Origin of the sequence: Pseudomonas sp. ANT_J28, assembly GCF_008370005.1 — a bacterium.
GTDB lineage: Bacteria > Pseudomonadota > Gammaproteobacteria > Pseudomonadales > Pseudomonadaceae > Aquipseudomonas > Aquipseudomonas frigoris.
Window position 1 is genome coordinate 127,742 of record NZ_VOBM01000010.1, and the last position, 26,745, is coordinate 154,486.

The window sequence follows — 26,745 nt, forward strand, 5'->3', positions numbered from 1 at the left end:
TCAAGCCTCGGAAGGAGTTTGCTTGTAGTTGTAGCCGATCGGGTGAGGCAGGTTGCGAGCCTTGGCCAGTTCGATCTGCTTTTGCCGGTCGATGGCACTGCGACGGGTCTTCTCGCTCAGCTTATCCCAGCAATGCGGGCAACTGATGCCGGCCACGTAGTGCTCGGATGTGCGGTCGGAGGCGCTGATCGGTGTACGACAGGCATGACATTGATCGTAGTCGCCTTCGCTGAGGTCGTGGCGCACAGTCACACGGTTGTCGAACACGAAGCAGTCGCCCTGCCATTTGGTTTCTTCCAGCGGCACCTCTTCGAGGTACTTCAGAATGCCGCCCTTGAGGTGATAGACCTCGTCGAATCCCTGGCTGAGCATGTAGCTCGACGCCTTTTCACAACGAATGCCGCCGGTGCAGAACATCGCGACTTTCTTGTGCACGGCCGGGTCGAAGTTGGCTTTGATGTAGTCGGGGAACTCGCGAAAACTGGTGGTCTTCGGGTCGATGGCGCCTTCGAAAGTGCCGATCGCGACTTCGTAGTCGTTGCGGGTGTCGATCAACAGCACTTGTGGATCGTTGATCAGCGCGTTCCAGTTCTCTGGATCGACGTAGGTGCCGACCTTCTTGTTCGGGTCCACGCCTTCGACGCCGAGGGTAACGATTTCTTTCTTGAGTTTGACTTTGGTGCGATAGAACGGCTGGTCATCGCAGTACGACTCTTTGTGGTCGATGTCGTCCATGCGTGGGTCGTTCTTGAGCCAGGCCATCAGCCCGTCAATGCCTTCGCGGCTGCCGGACACGGTGCCGTTGATGCCTTCTTCGGCGATCAGCAGGGTGCCTTTGATGCCGTTGTCGACCATCGCTTGCAGCAGCGGCTCGCGCAGGGCGACGTAATCTTCCAGGGTGACGAACTTATACAGTGCCGCCACGACAATCTGTTGTGTCATGGGTGATTCTCCAGGTGGCTACCCTCGTAAGGGGTGAACCGGATGCGAAAAAAAACGCGCCGGGTGAGCGGCGCGTTGCGGATTCTAGCAAAAAACCGATGCTTAATGCTTGCTGCCGCCAGCACAGGTCGGCGAGGCCGGAGCCGCGTCGATCTGTGCCCATTCTTCTGGCGTGTAGGTATGCAGCGCCAACGCATGGAACTCGCCCATCAGCTCGCCGAGCGTGCCGTAGACTTTCTGGTGACGCTTGACGCGGTTGAGCCCTTCGAACTGCTGGCTGACCACCACGGCCTTGAAGTGAGTCTGCAACCCACGGCTGTGCATGTGGCTTTCATCCAGCACTTGCAGATGCTGCGGCTGCAACAGGCCCAGCGTCGATTCGATGCGTTGTTGCATGGTCATACCGAACTCCGCTTAAGGCTTTTTCTTGGCTGGAGCAGCGGCGCCTTTAGGCTCCAGCTCGGCCGTCATGTCAGCCAGCAGTTTGTTGACCACAGGCACGGCGCTTTCCAGCTTGGCTTGAGTCATCTGGGCCGATTGCTGAGTCAGCTGCGGCATTTTTTCCAGGACTTTCTTGCCCAGTGGCGACTGGTAGAACGCGACCAGATCTTTCAGCTCGGATTCGCTGAAGTTTGTGGTGTAGAGCTTAACCATGTCCGGCTTCAGCTTGTTCCAGCCAATGGCTTGGTCCAGCGCGGCGTTGGCTTTGGCCTGGTAGGTTTCCAGCAAGGCTTTTTTCGACGCAGGGGCTTTGGTTTGTTCAAAGCGCTGAGCGAACATTTGCTGCACTTGCATGTACACCGGAGTGCCCAATTTGTCAGCGTGCGCCAGGGTCAGGAAAGCTTCGGCACTGGCGTTGTGGCTGGCGGTATCGGCAAAAACAGGGCCGCTGGCGCAAACCAGTGCAACCGCGGTACAGATGGCACGAAGACGAGTCATCGAGTTTCCTTTTCTAGCAGGCGAGGTAAAACCCCAAGGGCATCCATTCTGCGCCTAAAAAAGTGTGTCGCTCAACCCCAAGCCTTGTCGGGCCTGATTTAAAGGGGTTGAACGGTCAAATTCCAGACTGATGGAACCACGGCCGGCGATCACAGCCTAAACTGCGCTATCAGACCTACAGGAGTGTGCATGATGAGCCGTATCGAAACCGACAGCCTTGGCCAGGTGGAAGTCCCGGATGAAGCCTACTGGGGCGCTCAGACGCAACGCTCGCTGATTAACTTCGCGATTGGCAACGAACGCATGCCTCTGGCGGTACTGCATGCCCTGGCGCTGATCAAGAAAGCCGCGGCGCGGGTCAATGACCGCAACGGTGACCTGCCCGCCGACATCGCCCGCCTGATCGAACAGGCCGCCGACGAAGTACTCGACGGCAGCCATGACGACCAGTTCCCGCTGGTGGTCTGGCAGACCGGCAGCGGCACCCAGAGCAACATGAACGTCAACGAAGTGATTGCCGGTCGGGCCAACGAACTGGCCGGTAATGCTCGCGGCGGCAAGTCGCCGGTTCACCCTAACGATCACGTCAACCGCTCCCAGAGTTCCAACGACTGTTTCCCGACCGCCATGCACATTGCGGCAGCCCAGGCAGTGCAACAGCAATTGCTGCCGGCGATCAACGAACTGTCGGGCGGATTGGCCGAGCTGTCCGCGCGGCATATGAAACTGGTCAAGACCGGCCGCACCCACATGATGGACGCGACGCCGATCACCTTCGGTCAGGAACTGTCGGCGTTCATCGCGCAACTGGATTACGCCGAGCGGGCGATCCGCAGCGCGCTGCCGGCCGTCTGTGAACTGGCCCAGGGCGGCACCGCGGTCGGCACCGGGCTGAATTCGCCCCACGGTTTTGGCGAAGCCATTGCTGCCGAGTTGGCCGCCCTCTCCGGCCTGCCGTTCGTCACCGCCCCCAACAAATTCGCCGCCCTGGCGGGCCATGAACCGCTGACGACACTGTCCGGCGCGCTGAAAACCCTCGCCGTGACCCTGATGAAAATCGCCAACGACCTGCGCCTGCTGGGCTCCGGGCCGCGAGCAGGTTTCGCCGAAGTCAAACTGCCGGCCAACGAACCGGGCAGCTCGATCATGCCGGGCAAGGTCAATCCGACTCAGTGCGAAGCGCTATCGATGCTTGCTTGTCAGGTATTGGGCAACGACGTCGCGATTGGGTTTGCCGCGAGCCAGGGGCACCTGCAACTGAACGTGTTCAAACCGGTGATCATCCACAACCTGCTGCAATCGATCCGCCTGCTGGGCGATGGCTGCAGCAACTTCCAGCAGCATTGCATCGCCGGTCTGGAACCGGATGCAGAGAAAATGGCTGAACATCTGGAGCGTGGGTTGATGCTGGTGACAGCGCTGAATCCGCACATTGGTTATGACAAATCGGCGGAGATTGCCAAAAAGGCTTACGCAGAAGGGCTGACCTTGCGTGAGGCTGCGTTGCAGTTGGGGTATCTGACGGATGAAGAGTTTGATGCCTGGGTAAGGCCGGAGAATATGCTGGAGGCTGGCGCCAAGGGCTGAGATCAGCGTTGACAATAAGTCCGCCATCGCGAGCAAGCTCGCTCCCACATTAACCGGGTTCTTTCAGAAGAATGCGGTCAACTGTGGGAGCGAGCTTGCTCGCGATTGGCAGCGCTGAAGATCCTCAGCCGACCGCTACTCGGGCCTTTCGAGCTCTGAGCCCCGCAATCAACGACGGCCCCAACGCCACCAGCGCCGACCCCAGCACCACCAGCACCGCTCCGCCATAACCCAGACCATTGATCGTCTCGGCATGCACAAACTCCGGCCACAACCACGCGGCCACGGCCACCGCAGCGAACGTCACCAGCGGCGTAATCGCCAGCGTCGCACTGACCCGCGACGCCTCCCAATGGGCCAGAGCCTCGGCAAACGCGCCATAGGCGATCAGGGTGTTCATGCAGCACGCCAACAGTAGCCAGCCTTGCAGCGGACTCAGTTGCAGCGCTTCCAGCGGATGCACCCACGGCGTCAACAACAGCGCGCAGAACAGATAGATCACCATCATCACCTGAAACGAATTCCACACCGTGAGCAATTGCTTCTGGCCCAAGGCGTAGAACGTCCAGACCGTGGACGCCAACAACACCAACAGCACGCCGGCGGTGTAATCGGTCAGCGAGGTCAGCAACTCGGCCAGCCGCTGATTGAAAAACAGGGCAAAGCCGATCAACAGCACCAGCAGGCCAATCCCCTGCCCCACACTGAACCGTTCCTTGAACACAAACAGACTGGCGATCAGCAACATGATCGGGCCCATCTGCACCACCAGTTGCGCGGTGCCGGGGCTGAGCAGGTTCAGGCCCATCAGGTACAGCACGTAGTTGCCCACCAGCCCGAGCACCGCCATCAACACCAACCAGCCACCTCGCGGCCCGAGCACCTTGCGGCTTGGCAGGCGTCTGGTCGCCGCCAGATAAATGAACAGGCACCCGCCGGATACGATCAGTCGAAACCAGGTCACCGTCACCGGGTCCATCACCAGCAGCACTTGCTTGAGTTTGATCGGCAGAATTCCCCACAGCAGCGCGGTCACCAAGGCCAGTACCAGACCGTAAACCCAGCGACCCGATGAAATGTGCATTGCGAACCCCGAAGCCAAGTGGCGAGAACAGTCATTCTAGGCTTAGCGCTGTTCGGCACACAGGGACAGTTGGGCGTTGGCCGCGAATGAAACTGTGCAGGTCGCACCATTAAATTGGCGCTATGCCGTCGATCGGTTGGCCAGGCGTTGCAAGTGGTTCATGCATAAGCTCATGGAATTCGCCAACAGGAACATTCCTCAGGAGATCGCCATGTACGGCAAACGCGCCCAGGACAATGCCCCCGCCACTCACTTTCGCTGTGACCGGGTGTGTCGCGTGAATGGGGAGTTGTATTTCAGCACCCGGGAAAACACCCTTGAGGGGCCGTTTGAAAACCCGGAGAAGTTGGCGCGGGAGGTACAGGCTTACATCGAGCGGATGCTGCTTTTGCGGATGAGCCTATAGACCGCGGCGCTGCCTTCGCGAGCAAGCCCGCTCCCACATTGGATCTATGCCGCACACTAGATCCCTGTGGGAGCGGGCTTGCTCGCGATAGCGGTTAATCAGGCAACACACAACTCCCAGACTTAACGCACTGCTTCAAACAACCCGGTCGCCCCCATCCCGCCACCCACACACATGGTGACGATGCCGTAACGCACGTTGCGGCGCTGCATTTCACGCACGAGATGCCCGACCTGACGCGAACCGGTCATGCCGAACGGATGGCCGATGGAAATCGAGCCGCCATTGACGTTGTACTTGTCGTTATCGATCTCCAACCGAATGCGGCTGTACAGGCATTGCGAGGCGAACGCTTCGTTGAGTTCCCACAGATCAATGTCGCCCATTCGCAAACCCTTGGCCTTGAGCAACTTCGGCACCGAGAACACCGGGCCGATGCCCATTTCATCCGGCTCGCAACCGGCCACGGTGAAACCACGAAAGAACGCCTTGGGCTTCAACCCCAGTTCCAGTGCTTTTTCCAGGCTCATCACCAGCGTCATCGACGCGCCATCGGACAGCTGCGAAGAATTGCCGGCCGTCACCGAACCGTCTTCGGCAAACACCGGTTTCAATCCCGCCAGGCTTTCCAGGGTGGTGCCCGGGCGATTGCAGTCATCGTGATCGACGATGCCGTCAAGGATCTGCACCTGACCGGTGGCCTTGTCTTCAACCCGATACTTCACCGCCATTGGCACGATTTCGTCGTCAAACAATCCAGCGGCCTGAGCCTGAGCGGTACGTTGCTGACTTTGCAGCGCGTACAGATCCTGTTCTTCGCGGCTGACGTTGTAACGACGAGCGACGATTTCGGCGGTCTGGCCCATCGGGAAATAGATGCCGGGCACCTGCTCTTTAAGCAGCGGATTGATCAGGTTGTCGGTGTTGATGCTTTTCATGGTCAGGCTGATGGACTCGACGCCACCGGCGACGATGATGTCGCTGCAACCCGAAGCGATCTGGTTGGCGGCGATAGCGATAGCCTGCAGGCCCGACGAGCAAAAACGGTTGAGGGTCATGCCGGCAGTGCCGGTGCCCAGGCGTGACAGCACCGCGATGTTGCGACCGATGTTGAAGCCCTGGCCACCTTCGTTGGAACCGGCACCGACGATGCAGTCCTCGACGCTGGCAGGGTCGATGCCCGAGCGCGCCAGCAGTGCATTGACACAGTGGGCCGCCATGTCGTCCGGACGGGTCTGGTTGAATTTGCCGCGAAAGGATTTGGCCAGGCCGGTCCGCACGCTGTCGACGATCACCACTTCACGCATGGCATACCTCATTGTTGTTGTCGGTTGAGAGTGGACCGAGCATAAGTCCACTGCATTACTGACCGCGACAATCATTCACCCCGCGTATGCGCAACCATCGCTCACTTCTTGTGCTGTTTCGCTTTCCTGTTGTGCTTGTCGGACTTTTCGAAAGCCTGTTCCAGCGCCAGATTGATGGTGCGCAAGACTTTGACCCGCGCCCAGCGCTTGTCATTGGCTTCCACCAACGTCCAGGGCGATATCTCGGTGCTGGTGCGATCAACCATGTCACCGACCGCCGCGCGGTAGTCGTCCCATTTATCACGATTGCGCCAGTCATCTTCGGTGATCTTGAAACGCTTGAAGGGAATTTCTTCCCGCGCCTGGAAACGCTCCAGTTGCGTCTGCTTGTCGATGGACAGCCAGAACTTGACCACGATCACCCCGGCCTCGGCGATCAGCTCTTCAAAATCATTGATTTCACTGTAGGCCCGCAACCAGTCCGCCGGCGGGCAGAAACCTTCGACGCGCTCCACCAGCACCCGCCCGTACCACGAACGATCGAACACCGTGAACTTGCCCTTGGCCGGGATGTGCCGCCAGAACCGCCACAGATAAGGTTGCGCACGTTCCTCTTCGGTGGGCGCGGCAATCGGCACGATGCTGTACTGACGCGGATCGAGGGCCGCCGCAACCCGACGGATCGCCCCGCCCTTGCCTGCTGCATCATTGCCTTCGAACACCGCCACCAAGGCGTGCCGACGCATGCGTTTGTCGCGCATCAGGCCGGAGAATCGCGCCTGCTCGGTAATCAATTGTTCTTCGTAATCGTCCTTGTCCAGGCGCTGGGTCAAATCCAGGCTATCGAGCAGGTTCAACTGATCGACATGAATGGGCAAAGGCGCGGCATTGACCTTGTCGGGATGGACCTCGGGACGCTTCAGCGCATTTTGCAGGCCTTCGAGCAGGATCTTGCCCACCGCCAGGCTGCGGTAATTAGGGTCCACCCCTTCGATCACATGCCAAGGCGCGTAGTCGCGGCTGGTACGGCGCAACACGCGTTCGCCGTATTTCACGAATTTGTCGTAGGTTTGCGATTGTTGCCAATCCAGTGGACTGATGCGCCAACTGTGCAACGGGTCATCCGCCAGCGCCTTGAGCCGCGCCTTCATTTGCTTCTTGGAGAGGTGGAACCAGAACTTGAAGATCAATGCGCCTTCGTCGCAGAGCATTTTTTCAAAGCGCTCGGACTGGTTGATCGCCTGATCCAGCACCGCGTTCTTGAACAAACCATTAACCCGGTCTTGCAGCATCTGGCTGTACCAGTTGCCGAAGAAGATCCCCATGCGGCCCTTGGCCGGGAGCATCCGCCAGTAGCGCCAGGCCGGTGGCCGCGCCAGCTCTTCGTCGGTCTGCTGATCGAACGTGCGGACCTCGATCAGGCGTGGGTCCATCCATTCGTTAAGCAATTTGACCGTCTCGCCCTTGCCGGCGCCTTCGATGCCATTGATCAGAATGATTACCGGAAAGCGGCGCTGCTGGTGAAGTTCGAACTGCGCTTCGAGCAAGGCTTCACGCAGGGCCGGTTCTTCGGCGTCGTAGGTTTCTTTGTCGATGGCGTGACCGATTTCGGCGGATTCGAACATGGGACGGCTCCTTCCAGGATTGAGCAAGACTAGCGGATTGACCTCGCCTGTGTGGGAGAAATCCCATTCTCACCGTTCGATCTGGCTCGGACGTTGCCATGGATCAAGCACCCTGCCGGCGATCGGCTAGAATGGCCGCCTTGCCGTTGCCGAGCCTGCCATGAAACCTGTATTGCCCCACGCCCAGCTCGACTGGGACGACCAAGGGCTCCCGCGTTCGCGGGTGTTCGATGATGTGTACTTTTCCGATCTGTCGGGGCTGGACGAAACCCGTTACGCGTTCCTCGAACAGAACGCTTTGCGAGAACGCTTTGCCGCGTTGCCGGCCGGCGGTCGACTGGTGATTGGCGAGACCGGTTTCGGCACCGGGCTGAATTTCCTTTGCGCCTGGCAACTGTTCGAACAGCACGCGGTGGCCGGGGCGCGGCTGCATTTTGTCAGTGTCGAAAAGTACCCGTTGAGCCTGCCCGATCTGCAGCGTGCCTTGGCCTTGTGGCCGCTGCTCAAGCCGTTTGCCGATCAACTGCTTAAGCAATACATCGCAATCCACCCAGGCTTCCAGCGCCTGGTGCTGGACAACGGCCGCGTGACCCTGACCCTGCTGATCGGCGATGCACTGGAGCAATTGCCACAACTCGACGCGCAGATCGACGCCTGGTTTCTCGACGGTTTTGCCCCGGCGAAAAACCCCGACATGTGGACCGCCGAGCTGTTCGCCGAACTGGCGCGTTTGGCGGCCCCTGGCTCAACTATCAGCACTTTCACCAGCACCGGTTGGGTGCGCCGTCTGCTGAATGCAGCGGGTTTCAAGATGAAGCGCACGCCAGGCATCGGCCACAAATGGGAAATCCTGCGGGGCGTGTTTCTCGGCTGGCCTGAAGAAGTCCCGGCGCCCGCCGCGGCCAAACCATGGTTCGCGCGCCCGACGCCACTGACCGGCGAGCGTCGGGCACTGGTGATCGGCGCCGGCCTGGCCGGTTGCGCCAGCGCCGCCAGCCTGGCTGCGCGGGGTTGGCAAGTCAGTCTGCTGGAGCGTCACGATGCGCTGGCGCAAGAAGCCTCGGGCAATCCACAGGGCGTGCTGTACCTCAAGCTTTCGGCCCATGGCACCGCGTTGTCGCAGTTGATTGTCAGTGGTTTCGGTCACACCCGACGCTTGCTTGAACATCTGCAACGGGGCGTCGACTGGGACGATTGCGGGGTCTTGCAACTGGCCTTCAACGCCAAGGAAGCAGAGCGTCAGGCGCAATTGGCCGCAGCCTTTTCGCCAGACCTGGTGCACTTGCTCGATCAAACGCAAGCCCAGACCCAGGCCGGCATCGCCCTGGAACACGGCGGATTATTTTTCCCGGAAGGTGGCTGGGTTCATCCGCCCGCGCTGTGCCATTGGCAGGCGTCCTCAATGAACATCCAGTGGCTGCCCCATCGCGATGTACTGGAACTGCGCAAGGTTGATGATCAGTGGCAGGCCTGGGACGGTGATGATTTGCTGGCCAGTGCCCCCGTGGTGATCCTGGCCGGCGCCGCCGAAATCAAGCGTTTTCCACACAGCGCCGAGCTGCCCCTCAAACGCATTCGTGGCCAGATCACCCGACTGGCGCAAACCCCTGAAAGCCAGAGTCTGGCTACCGTCGTCTGCGCCGAAGGCTATGTGGCGCCCGCTCGACTGGGCGAACACACCCTCGGCGCCAGCTTCGACTTCAAGAGCGATGACCTGACCCCAACCCTCGCCGAACACCTCGGCAACCTCGCCTTGCTCGAGGAAATCTCCCCCGACCTGGCCACTCGACTGCATGCTCAGGCACTGGACCCGCAACAGCTTGAAGGACGCGCCGCGTTCCGCTGCACCAGTCCGGACTACCTGCCGATCGTTGGCCCGTTGGCCGAGCAAGCAGCGTTCGCCGACGCCTACGCCGTACTGAGCAAGGACGCCCGGCAAATACCGGACATTTCCTGCCCTTGGCTTGAGGGTTTTTACGTCAACAGCGGCCATGGTTCTCGCGGCTTGATCACCGCGCCCCTGTCGGGTGAATTGCTCGCGGCATGGATCGAAAACGAACCGCTGCCCCTGCCCAGAGCAGTCGCCGAGGCCTGCCATCCCAACCGTTTCGCCGTGCGCCAGTTGATCCGCGGAAAAGTCTGACGGCGCGCCTTATAACTTATCGGTCTAAAACTCCGGGGATTCAGCCGGGTCAGTTTCTGAGTACCCGCCGTTTTTGGCGAGGTATCGATTGACCCTCCCCAACGGAAAAACCGGTAAGGAATTTATGTGCGGATTAGCTGGCGAGTTACGCTTTGATCATCAACCTGCGGACCTCGCGGCCGTTGAACGAATCACCCATCACCTGGCGCCTCGCGGTCCTGACGCATGGGGCTTCCACAGCCAGGGGCCGATTGCCCTGGGCCATCGTCGCCTGAAAATCATGGACCTGTCGGACGGCTCGGCGCAGCCGATGGTCGACAACCAACTGGGCCTGTCCCTGGCCTTCAACGGCGCGATCTACAACTTCCCCGAACTGCGCACCGAGCTTGAAAGCCTTGGTTATGCCTTCTATTCCGGTGGTGACACCGAAGTGCTGCTCAAGGGCTATCACGCCTGGGGCGAAGCACTGCTGCCCAAGCTCAACGGCATGTTCGCCTTCGCCATCTGGGAGCGCGACGCCAAACGCCTGTTCATCGCCCGCGACCGTCTCGGCGTGAAGCCGCTGTACCTGTCGCGCACCGGCCAGCGCCTGCGCTTTGCCTCGGCGTTGCCGGCGTTGCTCAAGGGCGGCGACATCAACCCGATCCTCGATCCGGTGGCGCTCAATCATTATCTGAATTTCCATGCCGTGGTCCCGGCCCCGCGCACCTTGTTGGCCGGCATTGAAAAACTGCCACCGGCGACCTGGATGCGCATCGAAGCGGGCGGCACCACCGAGCAGAAAACCTGGTGGACTCTGCCCTACGGCCCACACGCCGACGAGATGAATCTGACACTCGAAGACTGGCGTGACCGTGTACTCGACAGCACCCGTGACGCGGTGGCGATCCGTCAACGTGCGGCGGTCGACGTCGGAGTGCTGCTTTCGGGCGGTGTCGATTCGAGCCTGCTGGTCGGCCTGTTGCGTGAAGTCGGTGTTGAAAACCTGTCGACCTTCTCTATCGGCTTTCAGGATGCCGGCGGCGAGCGAGGCGACGAGTTCCAGTATTCGGACCTGATCGCCAAGCACTACGGCACCCAGCATCACCAATTGCGCATCGACGAAAAAGAAATCATCGAGCAACTGCCCGCAGCGTTCCGCGCCATGAGCGAACCGATGGTCAGTCATGACTGCATTGCTTTCTATCTGTTGTCCCGTGAAGTGGCCAAGCATTGCAAAGTGGTGCAAAGCGGCCAGGGTGCCGACGAGTTGTTCGCCGGTTATCACTGGTATCCACAAGTCGACGGTGCCGCCGATCCCTTCGCCGCCTATCGCGATGCGTTTTTCGACCGCAGCTACGACGACTACGCCGCTACCGTGCAGCCGAAATGGCTGACGGCCAATGACGCGGCCGGTGACTTCGTCAAAGAACATTTCGCACAGCCCGGCGCCGATGCGGCGGTGGACAAGGCCTTGCGTCTGGACAGCACGATCATGCTGGTGGACGACCCGGTCAAACGCGTCGACAACATGACCATGGCCTGGGGCCTGGAAGCGCGTACGCCGTTTCTCGACTATCGCCTGGTGGAATTGTCGGCGCGCGTGCCGGGCAAATTCAAACTGCCGGATGGCGGCAAGCAAGTCTTGAAAGAAGCGGCGCGGTTGGTGATTCCGAGTGAAGTGATCGATCGCAAGAAAGGCTACTTCCCGGTGCCGGGCCTGAAGCATTTGCAGGGCGATACGCTGAACTGGGTGCGCGAACTGCTGCTCGATCCGAGTCAGGATCGCGGCCTGTTCAAGCCAGAGATGCTCGACCGCCTGCTGACCGATCCGCAAGGCCAGTTGACTCCGTTGCGCGGCTCCAAGCTGTGGCAATTGGCGGCCCTGAACCTGTGGCTCAGTGAACAAGGAATCTGATCGATGAAACCCCACGCCACGGCCTACAGCCAACGCTTGTTGCGCGGTCAGGCGCCCTCTTACGAACGCTTGCAGGCACGCCTGGCCGAAGACGGCAGTGAATTGGGTGCCGCGCCGATCGCCGTGCACTGCGGCTGGGGCCGGTTGCTGATCGGCCACACCTTTCCGGATGCGGCGAGCCTGGCCCAAGAGCTGCTCAACGAGCACACCGGTGAACGCGACATCGCCCTGTACGTGGCTGCACCTCAGCAAGTGCTGGGGCTGGAGCCGGCCCAGTTGTTTCTCGACCCGTCCGACACCTTGCGCCTGTGGTTCAGCGACTACCGCCAGTCCACTCGGGTGTTTCGCGGTTTTCGCATCCGCAGGGCCCAAAGTGATGCGGACTGGCAGGCGATCAATCAGCTGTATCAGTTGCGCGGCATGCTACCGATCGACGCGAGTCTGCTGACTCCGCGTCATCAGGGTGGCCCCGTCTATTGGCTGGCCGAAGATGAGGACAGCGGCGCAATCATCGGCAGCGTCATGGGCCTCAACCATCACAAGGCGTTCAACGATCCAGAGAACGGCAGCAGCCTGTGGTGCCTGGCGGTCGATCCGCAATGTTCGCGACCGGGTGTCGGTGAAGTGCTGGTGCGACATTTGATCGAGCACTTCATGAGCCGTGGGCTGAGTTACCTGGACCTGTCCGTGCTGCACGACAACCGGCAGGCGAAAAGTCTTTACGCCAAGCTGGGGTTTCGCAACCTCTCGACCTTCGCGATCAAGCGCAAAAACTGCATCAATCAGCCGTTGTTTCTGGGCCCGGGTCCCGAAGCCGAGTTCAATCCTTATGCAAGGATCATCGTTGAAGAAGCTCACCGTCGCGGCATCGAAGTGCAAGTCGATGACGCCGATGCCGGCCTGTTCACCTTGATCCATGGCGGTCGCCGCGTACGTTGCCGTGAATCCCTCAGCGATCTGACAAGCGCCATCAGCATGACGTTGTGCCAGGACAAAAGCCTGACGCACAAAGTGCTCAAGGCCGCCGGCCTGAACCTGCCGTCGCAGCAACTGGCCGGTAATGCCGATGACAATCTGGCGTTTCTCGATGAGCACGAACGGGTGGTGGTCAAACCGCTGGATGGTGAACAGGGCCAGGGCGTCGCGGTGGATTTACGGACCATCGAAGAGGTCCAGCAAGCCATCGAATCCGCCCGCCAGTTCGACAGCCGCGTGCTGCTGGAGAGCTTCCACGAAGGCCTCGACTTGCGGATTCTGGTCATCGGTTTTGAGGTGGTCGCCGCGGCCATTCGCCGCCCGGCAGAAGTGGTGGGCGATGGTCAGCATTCCATCGGTGCGCTGATCGAAGCCCAGAGCCGGCGTCGTCAGGCGGCGACCAGCGGTGAAAGTAAAATCCCGCTGGACCATGAGACCGAGCGCACATTGAATGCTGCCGGTTACGACTACAGCAGCATTCTGCCGGCGGGCGAGCATCTGTTCGTACGCAAGACGGCGAATCTTCATACCGGCGGGATTCTTGAGGATGTGACGGCGATCCTGCACCCGACGTTGGTGGATGCAGCAGTGCGAGCGGCGCGGGCACTGGACATTCCGATGGTTGGGCTCGACCTGATGGTGCCTGCCGCCGATCAGCCGGAGTATGTGTTTATCGAAGCCAATGAGCGCGCAGGCCTGGCCAACCATGAACCGCAGCCGACGGCCGAGCGGTTTGTGGATTTGTTGTTTCCGCATAGTCAGCCGGCGGCCTGACATTCCCCTTCATGATCGTTCCTACGCGCTGCATGGGAACGATCAGGCCTCAACTCATCAGGAGTTTCCATGACCAGCAAAATTCCGGAACCGGATCTGAATTACCTGCAAAAAGTCCTGCTGGAAATGCTCGCCATTCCCAGCCCGACCGGGTTCACCGACACCATCGTGCGTTATGTCGCCGAACGGCTTGAAGAGCTGGGCATTCCCTTTGAGATGACCCGCCGCGGCACCATCCGCGCCACCCTCAAGGGCAAGAAAAACAGCCCCGACCGGGCGGTCTCCGCCCACCTCGACACCATCGGCGCGGCAGTTCGCGCGATCAAGGACAACGGCCGTCTGACCCTGGCGCCTGTCGGTTGCTGGTCCAGCCGTTTTGCCGAGGGTAGCCGGGTCAGTCTGTTTACCGACAACGGCGTGATCCGTGGCAGCGTGCTGCCGCTGATGGCTTCCGGGCATGCGTTCAATACCGCCGTGGATGAAATGCCGATCAGTTGGGATCACGTCGAGCTGCGCCTGGACGCCTATTGCGCTACGCGTGCCGATTGCGACTCACTGGGGATCAGCGTCGGTGATTTTGTCGCCTTCGACCCTTTGCCGGAGTTCACCGAAAGCGGCCACATCAGCGCCCGTCATCTCGATGACAAGGCCGGTGTAGCGGCGTTGCTGGCGGCATTGAAAGCGATCGTCGACAGCGGCGAAGAGCTGATGATCGATTGTCATCCGCTGTTCACCATTACCGAGGAAACCGGCAGTGGCGCGGCGGCGGCGTTACCGTGGGACGTGAGCGAATTCGTCGGCATCGACATTGCCCCGGTCGCGCCGGGCCAGCATTCCAGCGAACATGCAGTGAGCGTGGCGATGCAGGATTCCGGCGGGCCTTATGACTATCACCTGTCGCGGCATCTGCTGCGCCTGGCCAGTGAGAACGAGTTACCGGTGCGCCGTGACCTGTTCCGCTACTACTTCAGCGATGCCCATTCGGCGGTCACCGCCGGGCATGACATTCGCACCGCCCTGCTCGCCTTCGGCTGCGACGCCACTCACGGCTACGAACGCACCCACATCGACAGCCTCGCCGCCCTCAGCCGCCTGCTCGGCGCCTACATTCTGAGTCCGCCAGTGTTTGCCAGCGATGCACAACCTGCCAAGGGGTCGCTGGACCGGTTCAGTCATCAGATCGAACATGAGACGCAGATGGAAAGCGATACGCGGGTGCCGTCCGTGGATAGCTTGTTGGGGCAGCGCAACGATAACTAAGCGAACGCTGGTCCTGTGCGTTCAACCGCCGTAGCATCGCGACATTGTTTAGCCGAGGTGCCTATGCTGATACCCCACGACCAACTTGAAGTCGACACCCTCACCCGCCTGATCGAGGATTTCGTGACCCGTGACGGTACGGACAACGGTGATGACACGCCGCTGGAAACCCGTGTTCTGCGGGTTCGCCAAGCATTGACCAAGGGTCAGGCGCTGATTGTCTTCGACCCGGAAAGCGAGCAATGCCAGTTGATGCTCAAACACGATGTGCCCAAGCACCTGTTCGACTGAGACCTCAGCGTCCTTTGTTTTTCGCCAGTTTGAGCTGGATGCGGTCGTAGACCTCGGACCGGTGCACGTTGACGTTTTGCGGCGCTTCGACACCGAAGCGCACACTGCCTCCGTTGACGGCAAGAATACGCACGGAAATGTTGTCACCGATGGAAATCAACTCGCCCACAACGCGACTGAGTACAAGCATGGCATTCGTCCTTCAGGGTTATCGAACCCTGAAGATGCCCTGCACTCAGCGGACCTACAATGCGACAGCAGCAAATCAGTCCCGCCCTACAGCGCGCGCTGAACAGCTCCTATGGAAACGTCCTACAAACCCATTGAATGAAGGACCGATCCTTCAGGAAGCGGAGAAGCGCGGGCCGAAAAGGATGACACTGGCCCCGATCACACACAGCGCCACGCCGAGCCAGTCCGAGCCCAGCGGACGAATCCGCTCGACCACCGCCAGCCAGCCGATCGACGCGATGATGTAGATGCCACCGTAAGCGGCATAGGCGCGACCGGCGTAGGTCGCTTCGATGCGGGTCAGCAGCAGCGCAAACAAGGTCAGACTGAGCAGAGCCGGCACGACCCACCAGGCGCTTTTACCCTGGCGCAGCCACATCCAGAAGGCGAAACAGCCGGCAATTTCGAACAGCGCGGCGAAAAAAAACCACAGGTAATTGAGCATGCAAACGTCTCGTGAGGATGGCCGATGGCGGCCACCCTAACGACGGTGTTGTGTAGGGGGCAAGCTCAACCTGCGGTTTGTTTGGCCTTGGCGCGCATTTTGTCGGCCATGACGGTCATTTCGTCGTAGAGCAGTTGCGGGTTCTTCTGCTTGAGCGCCCAGGCCATGCGGCCCTGTTCGTGAGGCAGGATCATGAATTCGCCGGCGGCGACGTGCTGATAGATGTAATCGGCAATGTCGGCCGCGGTAATCGGCGAACTTTCCAGCAACTTGCCGACCTGGGCTTTCATGGCCGGCGTCGGGCCACGGAAGGAGTCCAGCAGGTTGGTCTGGAAAAACGACGGGCACACCACATGCACGCCGATTTCCTCCTGCGCCAGCTCGATCAACAGGCTTTCGGACAACGCCACCACCCCAGCCTTGGCGACGTTGTAGTTGCTCATGGCCGGGCCTTGCATCAGGGCGGCCATCGACGCGATGTTGATGATCTTGCCTTTGCTTTTTTCCAGCAGCGGCAGGAAGGCCTTGCAGCCCTTGACCACGCCCATCAGGTTGATCGCGATCTGCCAGTCCCAGTCTTCCAGGGACAGTTCACTGAAGAACCCGCCCGAGGCAACGCCAGCGTTGTTGACGATGACATCGATGCCACCGAGTTTCTCTTCGCAGGCTTGGGCGAAGGCGGTCAGCTGGCTGTAATCGCGCACGTCGCAACGCTGGATAAAACCGTCGCCACCGACTTCGCGAACCAGCTTCAGGGTTTCTTGCAGACCGGGTTCGCTGACATCCGACAAGGCCAGCTGCCAGCCTTCACGCGCCCAGCGCAGCGCGATTTCGCGACCTAAGCCTGAGCCCGCACCAGTGATCATCATGCGATTTTGCATAGCAAACAGCCTTGTTGTTCCGGGGAAGATGCTTCGAGTGTAGCGAAGGACAATGCCCGACCCACGCTCCATCAGATTGCTGAATGGCCCGAGCAAACCGTGGCAGCGCCTTAACCAACTAGACTCATTAAAAACGAAATAAGCCTTTCTTCGAAAAACATTAAAAAAACTTGGAATTTTCTTTCATGCGCGACAGTCGGATTTTGTAAGCAGCCCGGTTTTATAGCCTCCCGGCTGACAATTAAACGCCAGGTAATTCCAGAACACTTCCAACAAGGAAATAGACATGGGCACAATTCTTATCGTAATCCTGATCCTCTTGCTGATTGGTGGTTTACCAGTGTTCCCGCACTCCAGAAGTTGGGGTTATGGCCCGTCGGGTATCATCGGCGTCGTGTTGGTGGTGCTGTTGATCCTGCTGTTGCTCGGCAAGATATAAAGGTTTAACCGGCAAAAAAAAGAGGCCCTTTTCAAGGGCCTCTTTTTTTATTGCATCAAGACTTAGTCCGGCTTGCCGTCAACCACACCGGCGGTGTTGTCGATCAGGCTCTTGGTCGCCGTTTGCAGGAACGCTTCGAGCTTGAGCTTCAGCTCAGCGGTACGCGGTGCATCCGGAACGATCTCGGCGTGAGGTGTCGCGCCCAGTTCGTACTGGTACATCTTCGGCGCCATTTCCTTTTCCTTCGGCAGCACCAGAATCTGATCAGCCGTGATGATGGCGGTGGTCTGCTCGCTACCCGATGGCTTGATAACGCCGAAACCGGTGTCGCCTTCAGGCAGGTTGAGCAAATCGCGGCCCCAGCACTGATGACGCACTTCGCCACCAATACGGCCCATGATGGTCGGCACGATGTCGATCTGCGTGCCCACTGTATGGTCACGCTGGCCGAACTTTTCCTGGATTCCCGGTGCGATCATCAGCATCGGCACGTTGAATCGGCCCAGGTCCATTTCGGTGATCTGACGCTCGTTGCCAAAACCGTGGTCGCCGACGATCACAAACAGGGTTTCTTTGAAATACGGCTCCTTGCGGGCCTTTTCAAAGAACTGGCCCAACGCCCAGTCCGCATAGCGCATGGCGGTCAAATGCTCGTTCAGGCTACCGCGATCAGTCACGCGCTCAACCGGCAATGGTGTCGGCAAGGCGTAAGGCGTGTGGTTGGACAGGGTTTGCAGCAGCGCATAGAACGGCTTGCCGTTTTCCCGCGCCTTGAGCTCTACCAGACCACGGTCGAACATGTCCTGGTCGGACACGCCCCAGGTTGGATCGGAGAACACCGGGTTCACGAAGTCGTTACGACCAATGAAGTTGGTCATGCCTTGGTTGCTGAAGAAGCCCGACTGGTTGTCCCAGGCGAAGTCGCCGTTATAGACGTACACGTCGTCGTACTTGCGGGCACTGAGCAACTGCGGCAGACCGGACAGCTTGTGGCTGCCTTCCGGCGTCTGCATCAGGTATTCGAAACCTGGCAGGTTCGGGAAGCACGCCATGGTGGCGAACATACCCTGGTGGGTATGGGTCCCGTTGGAGAAGAAGCGGTCGAACAGCAGACCTTCCTTCGACAGTTTGTCGAGGTGCGGCGTGATGTTGCCCGGTGCGCCCAAGGCGCCCACCGAGTGACCGGCCATGCTTTCCATCAGGATCACGACGACGTTCTTGATCGGCAGGGTCTTGTCGGCCGGCGGCGTGTAATCGCGACGCACGGCGGCGGTCTCGGCATCCACCAGTTTTTCGTCTGGCATTACCAACATGTCACGCACAATTTTCTGCGCTTCAGGCTGTGGCAACGTGGCCTTCCAGATGTTGTCGCGATCTTCGGACATCCGGCTCTTGGCCGCGGCGACCAGCGACAAGGTGCCGTTGAGGCCCAACTGGTTGGCGAAGTTCGAGTTGGTGGTGTAAACGTCACCCCAACGCAGTGGCGGGCCCTGACGCAGGGTGCCACGAGCGGCCACCACGAAAACCAGCAGGCAGACGACAAACACCGCGATGCGTGCGTACCACGGGGCGATCTGGCGCGTGCCGATGCTGCCGCCGCTGAAGGGGCCACGAGGACGGGTGGCGCGGTCGGCGCCCTTGAACGCCAGGGTCAGGATCAACGTGCCCACGGCCCAGGCCAGCAGGTAGCGAACCACCGGAAAACCGTACCAGAGCATGCTCATCACGGTTTTCGGGTCTTCCTTCACATACTGGAAGACCAAGCCGTTGAGGCGCTGGTGGAACTCGCGGTAGAAATCCATCTCCATCAGGCCCAGGAACAGGGCGATGCTCGAGGCAATGGTCAGCCAGAACCGGAAGAATCCGCGTGCGGCCATCGCCCGGGCGCTGAACAGCGCCAGCAGCAATGGAATGCTGAGGTAGACCACCAGGCGCAGGTCGAAACGCAGACCGTTGGCGAACGCTTCGAGAAAGGTCGAGGCCGGGGTGTCGAGGATCATCGCGCGATTGTAGACCAGCAGCGCAACGCGCAGCAGGCTGAACATGACCATCATGACCAGGGCACACAGCAGCGTGTAGGCCAGATGCGATTTGACGGTCGGTTGCAGCAGGCGACTTGAAGCTCGCTGCTGACTCAGGGCGTCCGGGTTTGCCATGTCGTTTTAGGACCCATTGGAAGTTGAAGTTGCAAAAATACAGCTGCGCCTTGCCCTCTGTTGGCCAGTACTCGGCCCCGGGGCTTGCACGGTGCGCAAATGTTGCACGATCACTCGCGGCATTGCCATTGATTACTGTCCGGCATGTCTGACGCGGGCGAATTGTCTTGGAGGCTTTGTGAAAATTTCGTGCAACGCATATTCGGAAACAAAATAAAGCAGCGTCTTTACTACAAAATGCAAACGCCCCGAACCAGTCGGGGCGTTTTATCAAAAGAGCAGCGCTGTTACTTCTCGGCGCGCTCTTTCAGGGCTTTCAAGGTATTGAAGGGCGCATCGACCACAAACTTGTTGGCCACCATCGACGGTATGCTACCGCCCGGCTCGGTGTGCACCTGATAGGTCACTTCAATCTGGTCACCCTTGGGCACGAACTTCCAGAAACCGTCGACCTTGGTCACCCGCACAAAGCCTTTTTCCTCAGGAATGTACTTCGGCACACCTTCAAGCTTACGGGTCAGGCTGCCATCGGCACCCTCGACGGTGGTCACATGCAGCACCGAATCACGCTCGGTAACTGGCCAAGGAGTATTGAACTGAGTGTAGGTCCAGCTCTGATCACCTTCGTGTTTGAGCAATTTCTGGGTCTTGCATTCGTGAATCCAGGCGCAGGCCCCCGGCACGTCTTCCTGCAATGCGCGCAGTTTGGCCACGGTGGTCTTCATCAGCGTGACACCACGGTAGGCCTTGTAATCGGAGCCGGCCACCTCGCTCAAGGAGATCTTGATGCCCTCCTGTTCCTTGGCGACTTTCCAGTCTTCGGCCTGAGCAGCCGTGGTGGCGAGCAAAACCGTCAAACCACACAGCACAGCCATACGTTGCAGCGAACCCATAGTCTTATTCCTTATTGTTGAAGATACGTTCGTTGAACACATCACGCCGCCGTCATTTGCTCCCACCAACCCAGCAAATTGATCGCTTCGTCACTGCTGCTTCCGCAGACTTCAATGTCGGCTTCGAACGCCGAACACACTACAGGACGTTCCGGTTTGCCGAAAATGCCGCACAGGTTATCGACAGAGAGTTGTACACAACGTTCTCCGGCGGGTTTGCCATTGGGCATGCCGGGAATCGGTGAACTGATGGAAGGGGCAATGCAACAGGCGCCACAGCCTTCACGGCATTTCATGACGACGAGCTCCTCGATGGGCGATGTGTTAAAGGACGTGGCACAGAGTAACCGGTAAAACGCCTGTTTAAAATTGTCTGGACCCGGGTTTTTTCGCTTAAACGAGCGTGACTGACCAGTCTCCGACAAAGCGTCTGGCCAGCGGGTCACGAACGGGAAGGAATTATCGTTTGAACTCGAATTCCAGGGCTGCGCCTTCGACTTCACGGCGCTCTTCGTTGCGCAGTTGCAATTGCATTTCGTTGCTGATCAGCCTTCCGTTGAGCTGAAACGGACCAGCCTTGTCACCGAACATTTGCGGCAATACTGCATCGTGCCGTGGCAACGCTACCGTACCGATCGGCTTCAAATCCTCGACCATGTCCTGGGGCAGACTCAAATCCAGATCGGCCGAAGGAAGCTTGGTTTTCACGATCTCACTGGCAGGTTTGGACTTGGAGGCAATTGGCGGTCGCTTTTTCACCTTGGCCGCTTTCTTTTTGACCGGCGCGGCTTTCTTGGCGGGTGCTGTTTTTTTCGAAGTGGCGCTGGCTGCCGGTTTTTCTTGAACGGAAGCCGCTAATACACCTTCGGCCTGGAAGGTCATCAGCAGGCAGATCGATAGCCAGACGGCGGGAAAAATCGGCTTCATGGACCCAACGGTACAAACGGCAGGAGCCATATGCTCGCTTGTTGCACGCGACATGACAAGCTCGGGCAGGAATAACCTGCCCGCCCCCCTCAAAAGCCGCCGACCATCTCCTGACAGAGCTGGGTGGCGAGCATGCCCAGGGTCATCAATGCACGTTCGGCTTCACGGTTCCAGGGTGTGCCGCAGTTCAGCCGTATGCAGTGATTGAACTGCTCGGTGTTACTGAAAATCAGCCCCGGCGCGATGCTGATGCCCTGCTGCAACGCACGAACATGCAACTCCTGAGTGTTGACCCGCCCCGGCAGGCTGACCCACAGAATGAAGCCGCCGGTCGGCCGGGTCATCTGCGTGCCTTCCGGGAAATATTGCTGCACCGCCAGCTGGAAAGCGCTGAGGTTCTTGCGGTACTCCTGACGGATATAGCGCAAATGCCGGTCGTAGCCGCCGTTCTCCAGGTACGCCGCAATGCCCATTTGCGTGACGCTGCAGGCCGAATGGGTACTGAAGGTCTGCAAACGCTGGATTTCCTGCTGGTACTTGCCGGCAATCATCCAGCCGATCCGCACGCCCGGCGACAGGGTTTTGGAGAAGCTTGAGCAATAGATCACCCGATCCAGCCGATCGTAGGCTTTAAGTGATTTGGTGCGACCCTGCTCGAACATCAGTTCGCCGTAGATATCGTCTTCGACAATCTGGATATCGAAATCCGAGGCCAGGCGCAGCAGTTGCTTTTGCCGCTCTTCGGGCATGGTGCCGCCCAATGGATTGCTCAAACGAGTGGTCAGCACCAGCGCCTTGATCGACCACTGGTTGGCCGCCAATTGCAGGGCTTCAAGGCTCATACCGGTGGCCGGATCGCTCGGAATCTCGATGACCTTGAGGCCCAGCAGGTCAGCCAATTGCAGCAAACCGTAGTAGGTCGGCGACTCGGCGGCGATCAGGTCGCCCGGGCGGGTCAGCACGCGCAGAGACATCTGCAACGCATCAACACAGCCGTGAGTGATCACCACTTCCGACGGATCGACCACCACGCCGGCATCGCGCATGCGGATCGCCACTTGTCGGCGCAACGGTTCGAAACCCGGGCTGAACATGTAGCTGAACGCCCGCGGGCTATGGAAACGGGTGACTTTGGCCAGTTGCTGATGCAGCGCCCGCACCGGAAGATAGTCAACGCTCGGTACCGCCGCGCCCAAGGGAAACACACCCTCGCGGCGGGATTCGACCAGAACTTGTTGGATGATGCTGCTGCGAGTGACCAGACCTGGACGCTCGACCCGGGCGATGTCCGGTGTCGGCGCGGTCAGGGCCGGGGTCTGGTGCACGTAGTAACCGGACTGCGGCCGGGCGCGGATCAGCCCCTGATCCTCGAGGTTGGCGTAAGCCTGCAACACCGTCGCATGGCTGACGTTGAGCTGCGAGCTCATCTTGCGCACCGAAGGCACGCGCTCCCCCGGTTGATAGACGCCACGGCGGATGTCTTCGGCCAGTTGTTGAGCAATACGTTGGTAGAGCAAGAGATTGGTCATGACGCAGCACTCGATTTCACGGGCATTTTATTCTTGTGTGAAACAATACCGGAACAGTTTAGAAGTGTACGGGGACAGTTGCCACAATAGTCGACCGTACAGTGCAGTGTCAGCAAAAACTGTACTGTTTTGTGAGTTGATTAGCAGGCGTAAAAAAACCCGGCGCTGACGAGCAGGCCGGGTTTTCCAGTGACGCAGCCCTTAACGGGCAGCGCCGAGCTGGCCTTTTTCGTCAGAGAACACAATTTCCACCCGACGGTTCTGCGCACGACCCCGTTCCGAGGCGTTCACGTCGACCGGATATTCATCACCGTAGCCTTCGACCTGAATACGTTTGTCGTCGATGCCCAAATCCATCAGCACGTCTGCCACCGATTGCGCACGGTCACGGGACAGCTTGAGGTTTTCCTGCTTGCCGCCGGTACTGTCGGCGTAGCCTTCGATGCGCACCACGCGCTTGGGGTTGAGCTGCAGGAACTGCACGATCTTCAACACCACGCGATTCGCCGAGTTTTTCAACTCCGCTTCGCCCGTGTCGAACAGCACGTCGCCCAAGGTCATCACCAGGCCGCGGTCGGTCTGGGTGGTCGCCAACGCGACAATCTGTTCTTCGAGCCACTTGCCCTGCTGCTGCACGCTGAGCAGTTTGGATTCGCGCAGGGCCAGCTGCAGGCGCTGACGCTCCAGTTCGAGCTTTGCCGCACGTTCTTCGTTGAGCACCTGATTGGTGTGTTCTCGCGCGATTTCGCTATAGCGTTCACTCAGGTAAGCGTAATGCAGCACGTCAGATCCACTGCCCCAGTAGCTGGACAGTCGATCGGCACGGGCCAGCGATTCACCGGCGCGTATCACGTCCTTGGGCGCGATTCGCAACACGTTGGAATCTTCCTTGACCTTCTGGAAGTCGGTACTGGCTTGCTGCAACGTGGCCTCGCTGTGCTGACCGGCACAACCATAGAGGCTGGCGCAGCCTGCCAGGATCAAACCGCCCAGGGCTTTGGTCTTGAGGCTCATTGGGCATCTCCCAGTTGCTTGCGCAGGCGAGTGATGCGGGTATTGAGCACGTTCAACTGCTCTTCGCTCTTGAGGGTCAGAACCCGGGCTTCGGCCAGACGCGCGTCCAGCTCGGCCTGCTCGGCGCGCATGCGCGCGTTCTTGAAGGACTGGTCGTTCATGCTGCCCTTGGCGCGGTTGAACTTGTCTTCAGCCAGTTTCATTTCCGGCACGTCGGCGGCGGTGGCGCCAACGGCCTTGGCCTGTTCGAGTGCCTGTTCGGTCAGGCGCATTTGTTCATTCGGCGCCGGATCGGCTGCACAACCCGCCAGAGCCAGAACGGCCAGGGCAGCGAAAAGAGGTCGAATACTCACTAAAAATCCCTACTGTTTTGGGGTACTGACAGGTTGTTGCTGCGGTTGTGAGAGCTGCGCCTTCCAGCGCTCGATATTGCGTTGCAGCACGGCTTCCGTCAGTCCGGACGCGGGCAATTCTGTCATCTTTTTGGCCAGCTGTCCGCGCAACCACGGATCGTTGCAGGCGGAGTTGTGGGAAACCGCGAGGAACAAGCCGGGTTTGTCGATCGGTTGTGGATGGGCGATCAGGTCGTTGGCCATGCTCAGCGTCTGCGCGGCGGCCATGCCCGAGTAGCGTCCCGCGAGGACAAATTCCACCTCGCCCAGCAGCAATTTCTGAAAAGCCCGGGTCAGGTTTGTCGTGCGTGTGAGGGTCAATTGCTGCTCGGCGAACGTGCCGAATGCCGCAGTCATTCGAGACTTTTCCGACAATGCGCCGGGATGACCGTGAAGGTCCTGCGCTTCGTTGTAGACCAGCGTCGAGTCTTTGCGGGTCCAGACCAGGTAATCGTTTTCCAGTAACGGCGGATGAATGTAATCCAGTGTGTCCAGTTCACTGACCGTCAATGACGCATCCGCCAGCATGTCCATTCGCCCACTGCGCACTTCGTCCAGGGCCTGGGAGCGCTTGCCGGCATAAAGCAGTTCGACCTTGATCCCCAGCTCCCCCGCCACTTGCTGCAACAGGTCAGCACTGGCGCCGATCAGGTGCTTGGGGTTTTTCGGGTCTTGCCACAGGTACGGCGGCGCGTCCGGGCTGCCGGTCACCACCAGGCGTTCGCACTTGCCCGCGGCGACGGACAGCGCCGGCAACACCGTCAGACCCAGCAGCAATGACCAGCCGTAAACGCGGCGCAGATCCATGGCGACACTCTCCCACTCAAATCCGGAACAAAAAAAAAGCCCGACCAAAAGGTCGGGCTCTTTATAAGTCAGGCCGCTGGATTAGACCAGCTTCTCGAACTCAGGGATGGCTTCGAACAGGTCCGCCACCAGGCCGTAATCGGCCACCTGGAAGATCGGCGCTTCTTCGTCCTTGTTGATCGCAACGATCACTTTGGAGTCTTTCATGCCGGCCAGGTGCTGGATCGCGCCGGAAATACCGACGGCGATGTACAGCTGTGGAGCAACGATCTTGCCGGTCTGACCGACCTGCATATCGTTGGGTACGAAACCTGCGTCGACCGCGGCGCGGGAAGCACCGACGGCAGCGCCCAGCTTGTCGGCCAGGGCGTACAGGTGTTTGAAGTTGTCGCCGTTCTGCATGCCGCGGCCGCCGGAAACGACGATCTTGGCAGCGGTCAGTTCCGGACGATCGGACTTGGCCAGTTCTTCGCCGACGAAGCTGGAAATACCAGCATCGTGAACAGCTGCAACGGCTTCAACAGCCGCCGAACCACCTTCAGCCGCCACCGGGTCGAAACCGGTAGCACGCACGGTGATCACTTTGACCGCAGCGTTCGATTGAACGGTTGCAATGGCGTTACCGGCGTAGATCGGGCGCTTGAAAGTGTCAGCGCTTTCGACCGAGATGATCTCGGAGATCTGGTCAACGTCCAGCTGAGCGGCAACGCGCGGCAGGATGTTTTTGCCGTTGGACGTGGCAGCAGCCAGGATGTGGCTGTAGCCCTTGCCCAACTCGGCAACCAGAGGAGCAACGTTTTCCGGCAGTTGGTGAGTGTAGGCGGCGTTATCGGCCACCAGCACTTTAGCGACGCCAGCGATTTTCGCAGCGGCTTCAGCCACGGCGCCAGCGCCCTGACCTGCAACCAGAACGTGGATGTCACCACCGATTTTAACGGCGGCAGCCACGGTGTTCAGCGTGGCCGGGGCCAGCACTTTGTTGTCGTGTTCTGCGATTACCAAGATAGTCATGATTAGATTACCTTCGCTTCGTTTTTCAGTTTCTCGACCAGTTCAGCCACCGACTTGACCTTGATACCCGCGCTGCGTGCAGCTGGCGCTTCGACTTTCACGGTCTTGTTGGTGGAGGCGGTGGAAACGCCCAAAGCGTCCGGAGTCAGCACTTCGAGAGGCTTCTTCTTGGCTTTCATGATGTTTGGCAGGGACGCGTAGCGCGGCTCGTTCAAACGCAGGTCGGTGGTGACGATGGCCGGCAGCTTCAGGGAAACCGTCTGCGCGCCGCCGTCGACTTCGCGAGTCACGGCAACCGTGTCGCCGCTGATTTCGACTTTGGACGCGAACGTGCCCTGACCGTAGCCGCCCAATGCCGCGAGCATCTGGCCAGTCTGGTTGTTGTCGCTGTCGATGGCTTGTTTGCCAAGGATCACCAGCTGAGGCTGTTCCTTGTCGACAACAGCCTTGAGCAGCTTGGCAACGGCCAGCGAAGTCAGGTCTTCAGCGGATTCGACGAGGATGGCGCGGTCGGCACCCAGAGCCAGCGCGGTGCGCAGTTGCTCTTGAGCGGTGGACGGGCCGATGGAGACGACGACGATTTCAGTCGCAACACCTTTCTCTTTCAGGCGTACGGCTTCTTCCACTGCGATTTCGCAGAACGGGTTCATCGACATCTTGACGTTGGCGAGGTCGACGCCGGAATTGTCCGCCTTGACGCGAACCTTGACGTTGTAATCCACAACGCGTTTGACAGCTACAAGAACCTTCATGGATTCCTCGTTACTCTCCGGTGAAAAGAAAGTCGCCT

Annotated in this window: 27 protein-coding genes; 8 read left to right on the top strand and 19 right to left on the bottom strand. The window is 59.5% G+C overall.

Going from position 1 to position 26,745, the window contains the following annotated elements:
• The 3 genes from FQ187_RS09620 to FQ187_RS09630 all read right to left on the bottom strand — a co-directional run bounded on the left by FQ187_RS09620 (position 1) and on the right by FQ187_RS09630 (position 1,881).
• Positions 1–942: a rhodanese-related sulfurtransferase gene (locus tag FQ187_RS09620; RefSeq protein WP_149629280.1), complete on the bottom strand. Its 942-nt coding sequence runs from the start codon at positions 940–942 to the stop codon at positions 1–3.
• A gap of 102 nt (positions 943–1,044) precedes the next feature.
• Entirely contained in the window at positions 1,045–1,344 is a 300-nt protein-coding gene (locus FQ187_RS09625; RefSeq protein ID WP_008151216.1) for a BolA family transcriptional regulator, read from the bottom strand.
• Positions 1,345–1,356: 12 nt separating this feature from the next.
• Positions 1,357–1,881, bottom strand: coding sequence for a DUF2059 domain-containing protein (locus FQ187_RS09630; protein WP_149629281.1), 525 nt, complete (start codon positions 1,879–1,881; stop codon positions 1,357–1,359).
• Between the two features lie 192 nt (positions 1,882–2,073).
• Between FQ187_RS09630 and FQ187_RS09635 the strand changes: the two genes are divergently transcribed.
• The gene (locus FQ187_RS09635; RefSeq protein WP_149629282.1) at positions 2,074–3,468 is read left to right on the top strand and encodes a class II fumarate hydratase; all 1,395 of its coding nucleotides are present in this window, start codon (positions 2,074–2,076) and stop codon (positions 3,466–3,468) included.
• Positions 3,469–3,592: 124 nt separating this feature from the next.
• On the opposite strand, the gene FQ187_RS09640 is transcribed toward FQ187_RS09635, so the two are convergent.
• Positions 3,593–4,552 (bottom strand): DMT family transporter, encoded by a 960-nt coding sequence (locus tag FQ187_RS09640; RefSeq protein ID WP_149629283.1) that lies wholly within the window; start codon positions 4,550–4,552, stop codon positions 3,593–3,595.
• A gap of 211 nt (positions 4,553–4,763) precedes the next feature.
• On the opposite strand from FQ187_RS09640, the gene FQ187_RS09645 reads away from it, so the two are divergent.
• Positions 4,764–4,958 (top strand): DUF6316 family protein, encoded by a 195-nt coding sequence (locus FQ187_RS09645; protein WP_149629284.1) that lies wholly within the window; start codon positions 4,764–4,766, stop codon positions 4,956–4,958.
• 122 nt (positions 4,959–5,080) lie between these two features.
• Here FQ187_RS09645 and FQ187_RS09650 read toward each other — a convergent pair whose 3' ends face one another.
• Positions 5,081–6,265 (bottom strand): thiolase family protein, encoded by a 1,185-nt coding sequence (locus tag FQ187_RS09650; protein WP_149629285.1) that lies wholly within the window; start codon positions 6,263–6,265, stop codon positions 5,081–5,083.
• 101 nt (positions 6,266–6,366) lie between these two features.
• The gene (pap, locus tag FQ187_RS09655; RefSeq protein WP_149629286.1) at positions 6,367–7,890 is read right to left on the bottom strand and encodes a polyphosphate:AMP phosphotransferase; all 1,524 of its coding nucleotides are present in this window, start codon (positions 7,888–7,890) and stop codon (positions 6,367–6,369) included.
• A 160-nt stretch (positions 7,891–8,050) separates the two neighbouring features.
• On the opposite strand from pap, the gene mnmC reads away from it, so the two are divergent.
• From mnmC to FQ187_RS09680, 5 genes are all read left to right on the top strand, one after another.
• Entirely contained in the window at positions 8,051–10,033 is a 1,983-nt protein-coding gene (mnmC, locus tag FQ187_RS09660; RefSeq protein ID WP_149629287.1) for a bifunctional tRNA (5-methylaminomethyl-2-thiouridine)(34)-methyltransferase MnmD/FAD-dependent 5-carboxymethylaminomethyl-2-thiouridine(34) oxidoreductase MnmC, read from the top strand.
• A 124-nt stretch (positions 10,034–10,157) separates the two neighbouring features.
• Positions 10,158–11,930 (top strand): N-acetylglutaminylglutamine amidotransferase, encoded by a 1,773-nt coding sequence (locus tag FQ187_RS09665; RefSeq protein WP_149629288.1) that lies wholly within the window; start codon positions 10,158–10,160, stop codon positions 11,928–11,930.
• Between the two features lie 3 nt (positions 11,931–11,933).
• Positions 11,934–13,679 (top strand): N-acetylglutaminylglutamine synthetase, encoded by a 1,746-nt coding sequence (gene ngg, locus FQ187_RS09670; protein WP_149629289.1) that lies wholly within the window; start codon positions 11,934–11,936, stop codon positions 13,677–13,679.
• 69 nt (positions 13,680–13,748) lie between these two features.
• A complete protein-coding gene (locus FQ187_RS09675) occupies positions 13,749–14,939 on the top strand; it encodes an osmoprotectant NAGGN system M42 family peptidase (protein ID WP_149629290.1) in 1,191 nt (396 codons plus the stop codon).
• Between the two features lie 63 nt (positions 14,940–15,002).
• The gene (locus FQ187_RS09680; protein WP_003199186.1) at positions 15,003–15,230 is read left to right on the top strand and encodes a YheU family protein; all 228 of its coding nucleotides are present in this window, start codon (positions 15,003–15,005) and stop codon (positions 15,228–15,230) included.
• Positions 15,231–15,234: 4 nt separating this feature from the next.
• Here the strand turns inward: FQ187_RS09680 and csrA are convergent, their stop codons facing one another.
• The 3 genes from csrA to FQ187_RS09695 form a co-directional block, all read right to left on the bottom strand.
• Positions 15,235–15,420 (bottom strand): carbon storage regulator CsrA, encoded by a 186-nt coding sequence (gene csrA, locus FQ187_RS09685; protein WP_149629291.1) that lies wholly within the window; start codon positions 15,418–15,420, stop codon positions 15,235–15,237.
• A 153-nt stretch (positions 15,421–15,573) separates the two neighbouring features.
• Positions 15,574–15,906, bottom strand: a complete 333-nt coding sequence (locus FQ187_RS09690) for a YnfA family protein (protein ID WP_149629292.1) — start codon at positions 15,904–15,906, stop codon at positions 15,574–15,576.
• A 65-nt stretch (positions 15,907–15,971) separates the two neighbouring features.
• Complete coding sequence (locus tag FQ187_RS09695) at positions 15,972–16,787, bottom strand: SDR family oxidoreductase (protein ID WP_149629293.1); 816 nt, start codon at positions 16,785–16,787, stop codon at positions 15,972–15,974.
• A 280-nt stretch (positions 16,788–17,067) separates the two neighbouring features.
• Between FQ187_RS09695 and FQ187_RS09700 the strand changes: the two genes are divergently transcribed.
• Positions 17,068–17,226 carry a DUF3309 family protein gene (locus FQ187_RS09700; protein ID WP_172901242.1) on the top strand — a complete coding sequence of 53 codons (159 nt, stop codon included), beginning with the start codon at positions 17,068–17,070 and terminating at the stop codon, positions 17,224–17,226.
• Positions 17,227–17,288: 62 nt separating this feature from the next.
• Here FQ187_RS09700 and FQ187_RS09705 read toward each other — a convergent pair whose 3' ends face one another.
• From FQ187_RS09705 to FQ187_RS09750, 10 genes are all read right to left on the bottom strand, one after another.
• Positions 17,289–19,382: an LTA synthase family protein gene (locus FQ187_RS09705; RefSeq protein ID WP_149629294.1), complete on the bottom strand. Its 2,094-nt coding sequence runs from the start codon at positions 19,380–19,382 to the stop codon at positions 17,289–17,291.
• 287 nt (positions 19,383–19,669) lie between these two features.
• Positions 19,670–20,275 carry an START domain-containing protein gene (locus tag FQ187_RS09710; RefSeq protein ID WP_149629295.1) on the bottom strand — a complete coding sequence of 202 codons (606 nt, stop codon included), beginning with the start codon at positions 20,273–20,275 and terminating at the stop codon, positions 19,670–19,672.
• Between the two features lie 41 nt (positions 20,276–20,316).
• Positions 20,317–20,571: a YkgJ family cysteine cluster protein gene (locus FQ187_RS09715; protein ID WP_149629296.1), complete on the bottom strand. Its 255-nt coding sequence runs from the start codon at positions 20,569–20,571 to the stop codon at positions 20,317–20,319.
• 163 nt (positions 20,572–20,734) lie between these two features.
• Positions 20,735–21,202, bottom strand: coding sequence for a translation initiation factor 2 (locus tag FQ187_RS09720; RefSeq protein WP_149629297.1), 468 nt, complete (start codon positions 21,200–21,202; stop codon positions 20,735–20,737).
• An 89-nt stretch (positions 21,203–21,291) separates the two neighbouring features.
• Positions 21,292–22,731 (bottom strand): PLP-dependent aminotransferase family protein, encoded by a 1,440-nt coding sequence (locus FQ187_RS09725; protein ID WP_008146981.1) that lies wholly within the window; start codon positions 22,729–22,731, stop codon positions 21,292–21,294.
• 201 nt (positions 22,732–22,932) lie between these two features.
• A complete protein-coding gene (locus tag FQ187_RS09730) occupies positions 22,933–23,745 on the bottom strand; it encodes an OmpA family protein (protein WP_149629298.1) in 813 nt (270 codons plus the stop codon).
• The gene (locus FQ187_RS09735) at positions 23,742–24,098 is read right to left on the bottom strand and encodes a DUF4398 domain-containing protein (RefSeq protein ID WP_008147008.1); all 357 of its coding nucleotides are present in this window, start codon (positions 24,096–24,098) and stop codon (positions 23,742–23,744) included. Before FQ187_RS09735 ends, FQ187_RS09730 begins: the two co-directional genes overlap by 4 nt.
• A gap of 9 nt (positions 24,099–24,107) precedes the next feature.
• Entirely contained in the window at positions 24,108–24,944 is an 837-nt protein-coding gene (locus tag FQ187_RS09740) for an ABC transporter substrate-binding protein (protein WP_149629299.1), read from the bottom strand.
• A gap of 81 nt (positions 24,945–25,025) precedes the next feature.
• Positions 25,026–25,955: an electron transfer flavoprotein subunit alpha/FixB family protein gene (locus FQ187_RS09745; RefSeq protein ID WP_149629300.1), complete on the bottom strand. Its 930-nt coding sequence runs from the start codon at positions 25,953–25,955 to the stop codon at positions 25,026–25,028.
• A gap of 2 nt (positions 25,956–25,957) precedes the next feature.
• Positions 25,958–26,707: an electron transfer flavoprotein subunit beta/FixA family protein gene (locus FQ187_RS09750; protein ID WP_149629301.1), complete on the bottom strand. Its 750-nt coding sequence runs from the start codon at positions 26,705–26,707 to the stop codon at positions 25,958–25,960.
• Positions 26,708–26,745: the final 38 nt, after the last annotated feature.

Coding starts and splice junctions, on each gene's coding strand:
- FQ187_RS09690 (WP_149629292.1), bottom strand. CDS start 15,906: ATGCTCAATTACCTGTGGTTTTTTTTCGCCGCGCTGTTCGAAATTGCC.
- FQ187_RS09635 (WP_149629282.1), top strand. CDS start 2,074: ATGAGCCGTATCGAAACCGACAGCCTTGGCCAGGTGGAAGTCCCGGAT.
- FQ187_RS09645 (WP_149629284.1), top strand. CDS start 4,764: ATGTACGGCAAACGCGCCCAGGACAATGCCCCCGCCACTCACTTTCGC.
- FQ187_RS09695 (WP_149629293.1), bottom strand. CDS start 16,787: ATGCAAAATCGCATGATGATCACTGGTGCGGGCTCAGGCTTAGGTCGC.
- FQ187_RS09680 (WP_003199186.1), top strand. CDS start 15,003: ATGCTGATACCCCACGACCAACTTGAAGTCGACACCCTCACCCGCCTG.
- FQ187_RS09665 (WP_149629288.1), top strand. CDS start 10,158: ATGTGCGGATTAGCTGGCGAGTTACGCTTTGATCATCAACCTGCGGAC.
- FQ187_RS09675 (WP_149629290.1), top strand. CDS start 13,749: ATGACCAGCAAAATTCCGGAACCGGATCTGAATTACCTGCAAAAAGTC.
- FQ187_RS09745 (WP_149629300.1), bottom strand. CDS start 25,955: ATGACTATCTTGGTAATCGCAGAACACGACAACAAAGTGCTGGCCCCG.
- FQ187_RS09740 (WP_149629299.1), bottom strand. CDS start 24,944: ATGGATCTGCGCCGCGTTTACGGCTGGTCATTGCTGCTGGGTCTGACG.
- FQ187_RS09640 (WP_149629283.1), bottom strand. CDS start 4,552: ATGCACATTTCATCGGGTCGCTGGGTTTACGGTCTGGTACTGGCCTTG.
- FQ187_RS09720 (WP_149629297.1), bottom strand. CDS start 21,202: ATGAAGCCGATTTTTCCCGCCGTCTGGCTATCGATCTGCCTGCTGATG.
- FQ187_RS09725 (WP_008146981.1), bottom strand. CDS start 22,731: ATGACCAATCTCTTGCTCTACCAACGTATTGCTCAACAACTGGCCGAA.
- pap (WP_149629286.1), bottom strand. CDS start 7,890: ATGTTCGAATCCGCCGAAATCGGTCACGCCATCGACAAAGAAACCTAC.
- FQ187_RS09650 (WP_149629285.1), bottom strand. CDS start 6,265: ATGCGTGAAGTGGTGATCGTCGACAGCGTGCGGACCGGCCTGGCCAAA.
- FQ187_RS09630 (WP_149629281.1), bottom strand. CDS start 1,881: ATGACTCGTCTTCGTGCCATCTGTACCGCGGTTGCACTGGTTTGCGCC.
- mnmC (WP_149629287.1), top strand. CDS start 8,051: ATGAAACCTGTATTGCCCCACGCCCAGCTCGACTGGGACGACCAAGGG.
- FQ187_RS09730 (WP_149629298.1), bottom strand. CDS start 23,745: ATGAGCCTCAAGACCAAAGCCCTGGGCGGTTTGATCCTGGCAGGCTGC.
- csrA (WP_149629291.1), bottom strand. CDS start 15,420: ATGCTTGTACTCAGTCGCGTTGTGGGCGAGTTGATTTCCATCGGTGAC.
- FQ187_RS09715 (WP_149629296.1), bottom strand. CDS start 20,571: ATGAAATGCCGTGAAGGCTGTGGCGCCTGTTGCATTGCCCCTTCCATC.
- FQ187_RS09710 (WP_149629295.1), bottom strand. CDS start 20,275: ATGGGTTCGCTGCAACGTATGGCTGTGCTGTGTGGTTTGACGGTTTTG.
- FQ187_RS09705 (WP_149629294.1), bottom strand. CDS start 19,382: ATGGCAAACCCGGACGCCCTGAGTCAGCAGCGAGCTTCAAGTCGCCTG.
- FQ187_RS09625 (WP_008151216.1), bottom strand. CDS start 1,344: ATGACCATGCAACAACGCATCGAATCGACGCTGGGCCTGTTGCAGCCG.
- FQ187_RS09750 (WP_149629301.1), bottom strand. CDS start 26,707: ATGAAGGTTCTTGTAGCTGTCAAACGCGTTGTGGATTACAACGTCAAG.
- ngg (WP_149629289.1), top strand. CDS start 11,934: ATGAAACCCCACGCCACGGCCTACAGCCAACGCTTGTTGCGCGGTCAG.
- FQ187_RS09620 (WP_149629280.1), bottom strand. CDS start 942: ATGACACAACAGATTGTCGTGGCGGCACTGTATAAGTTCGTCACCCTG.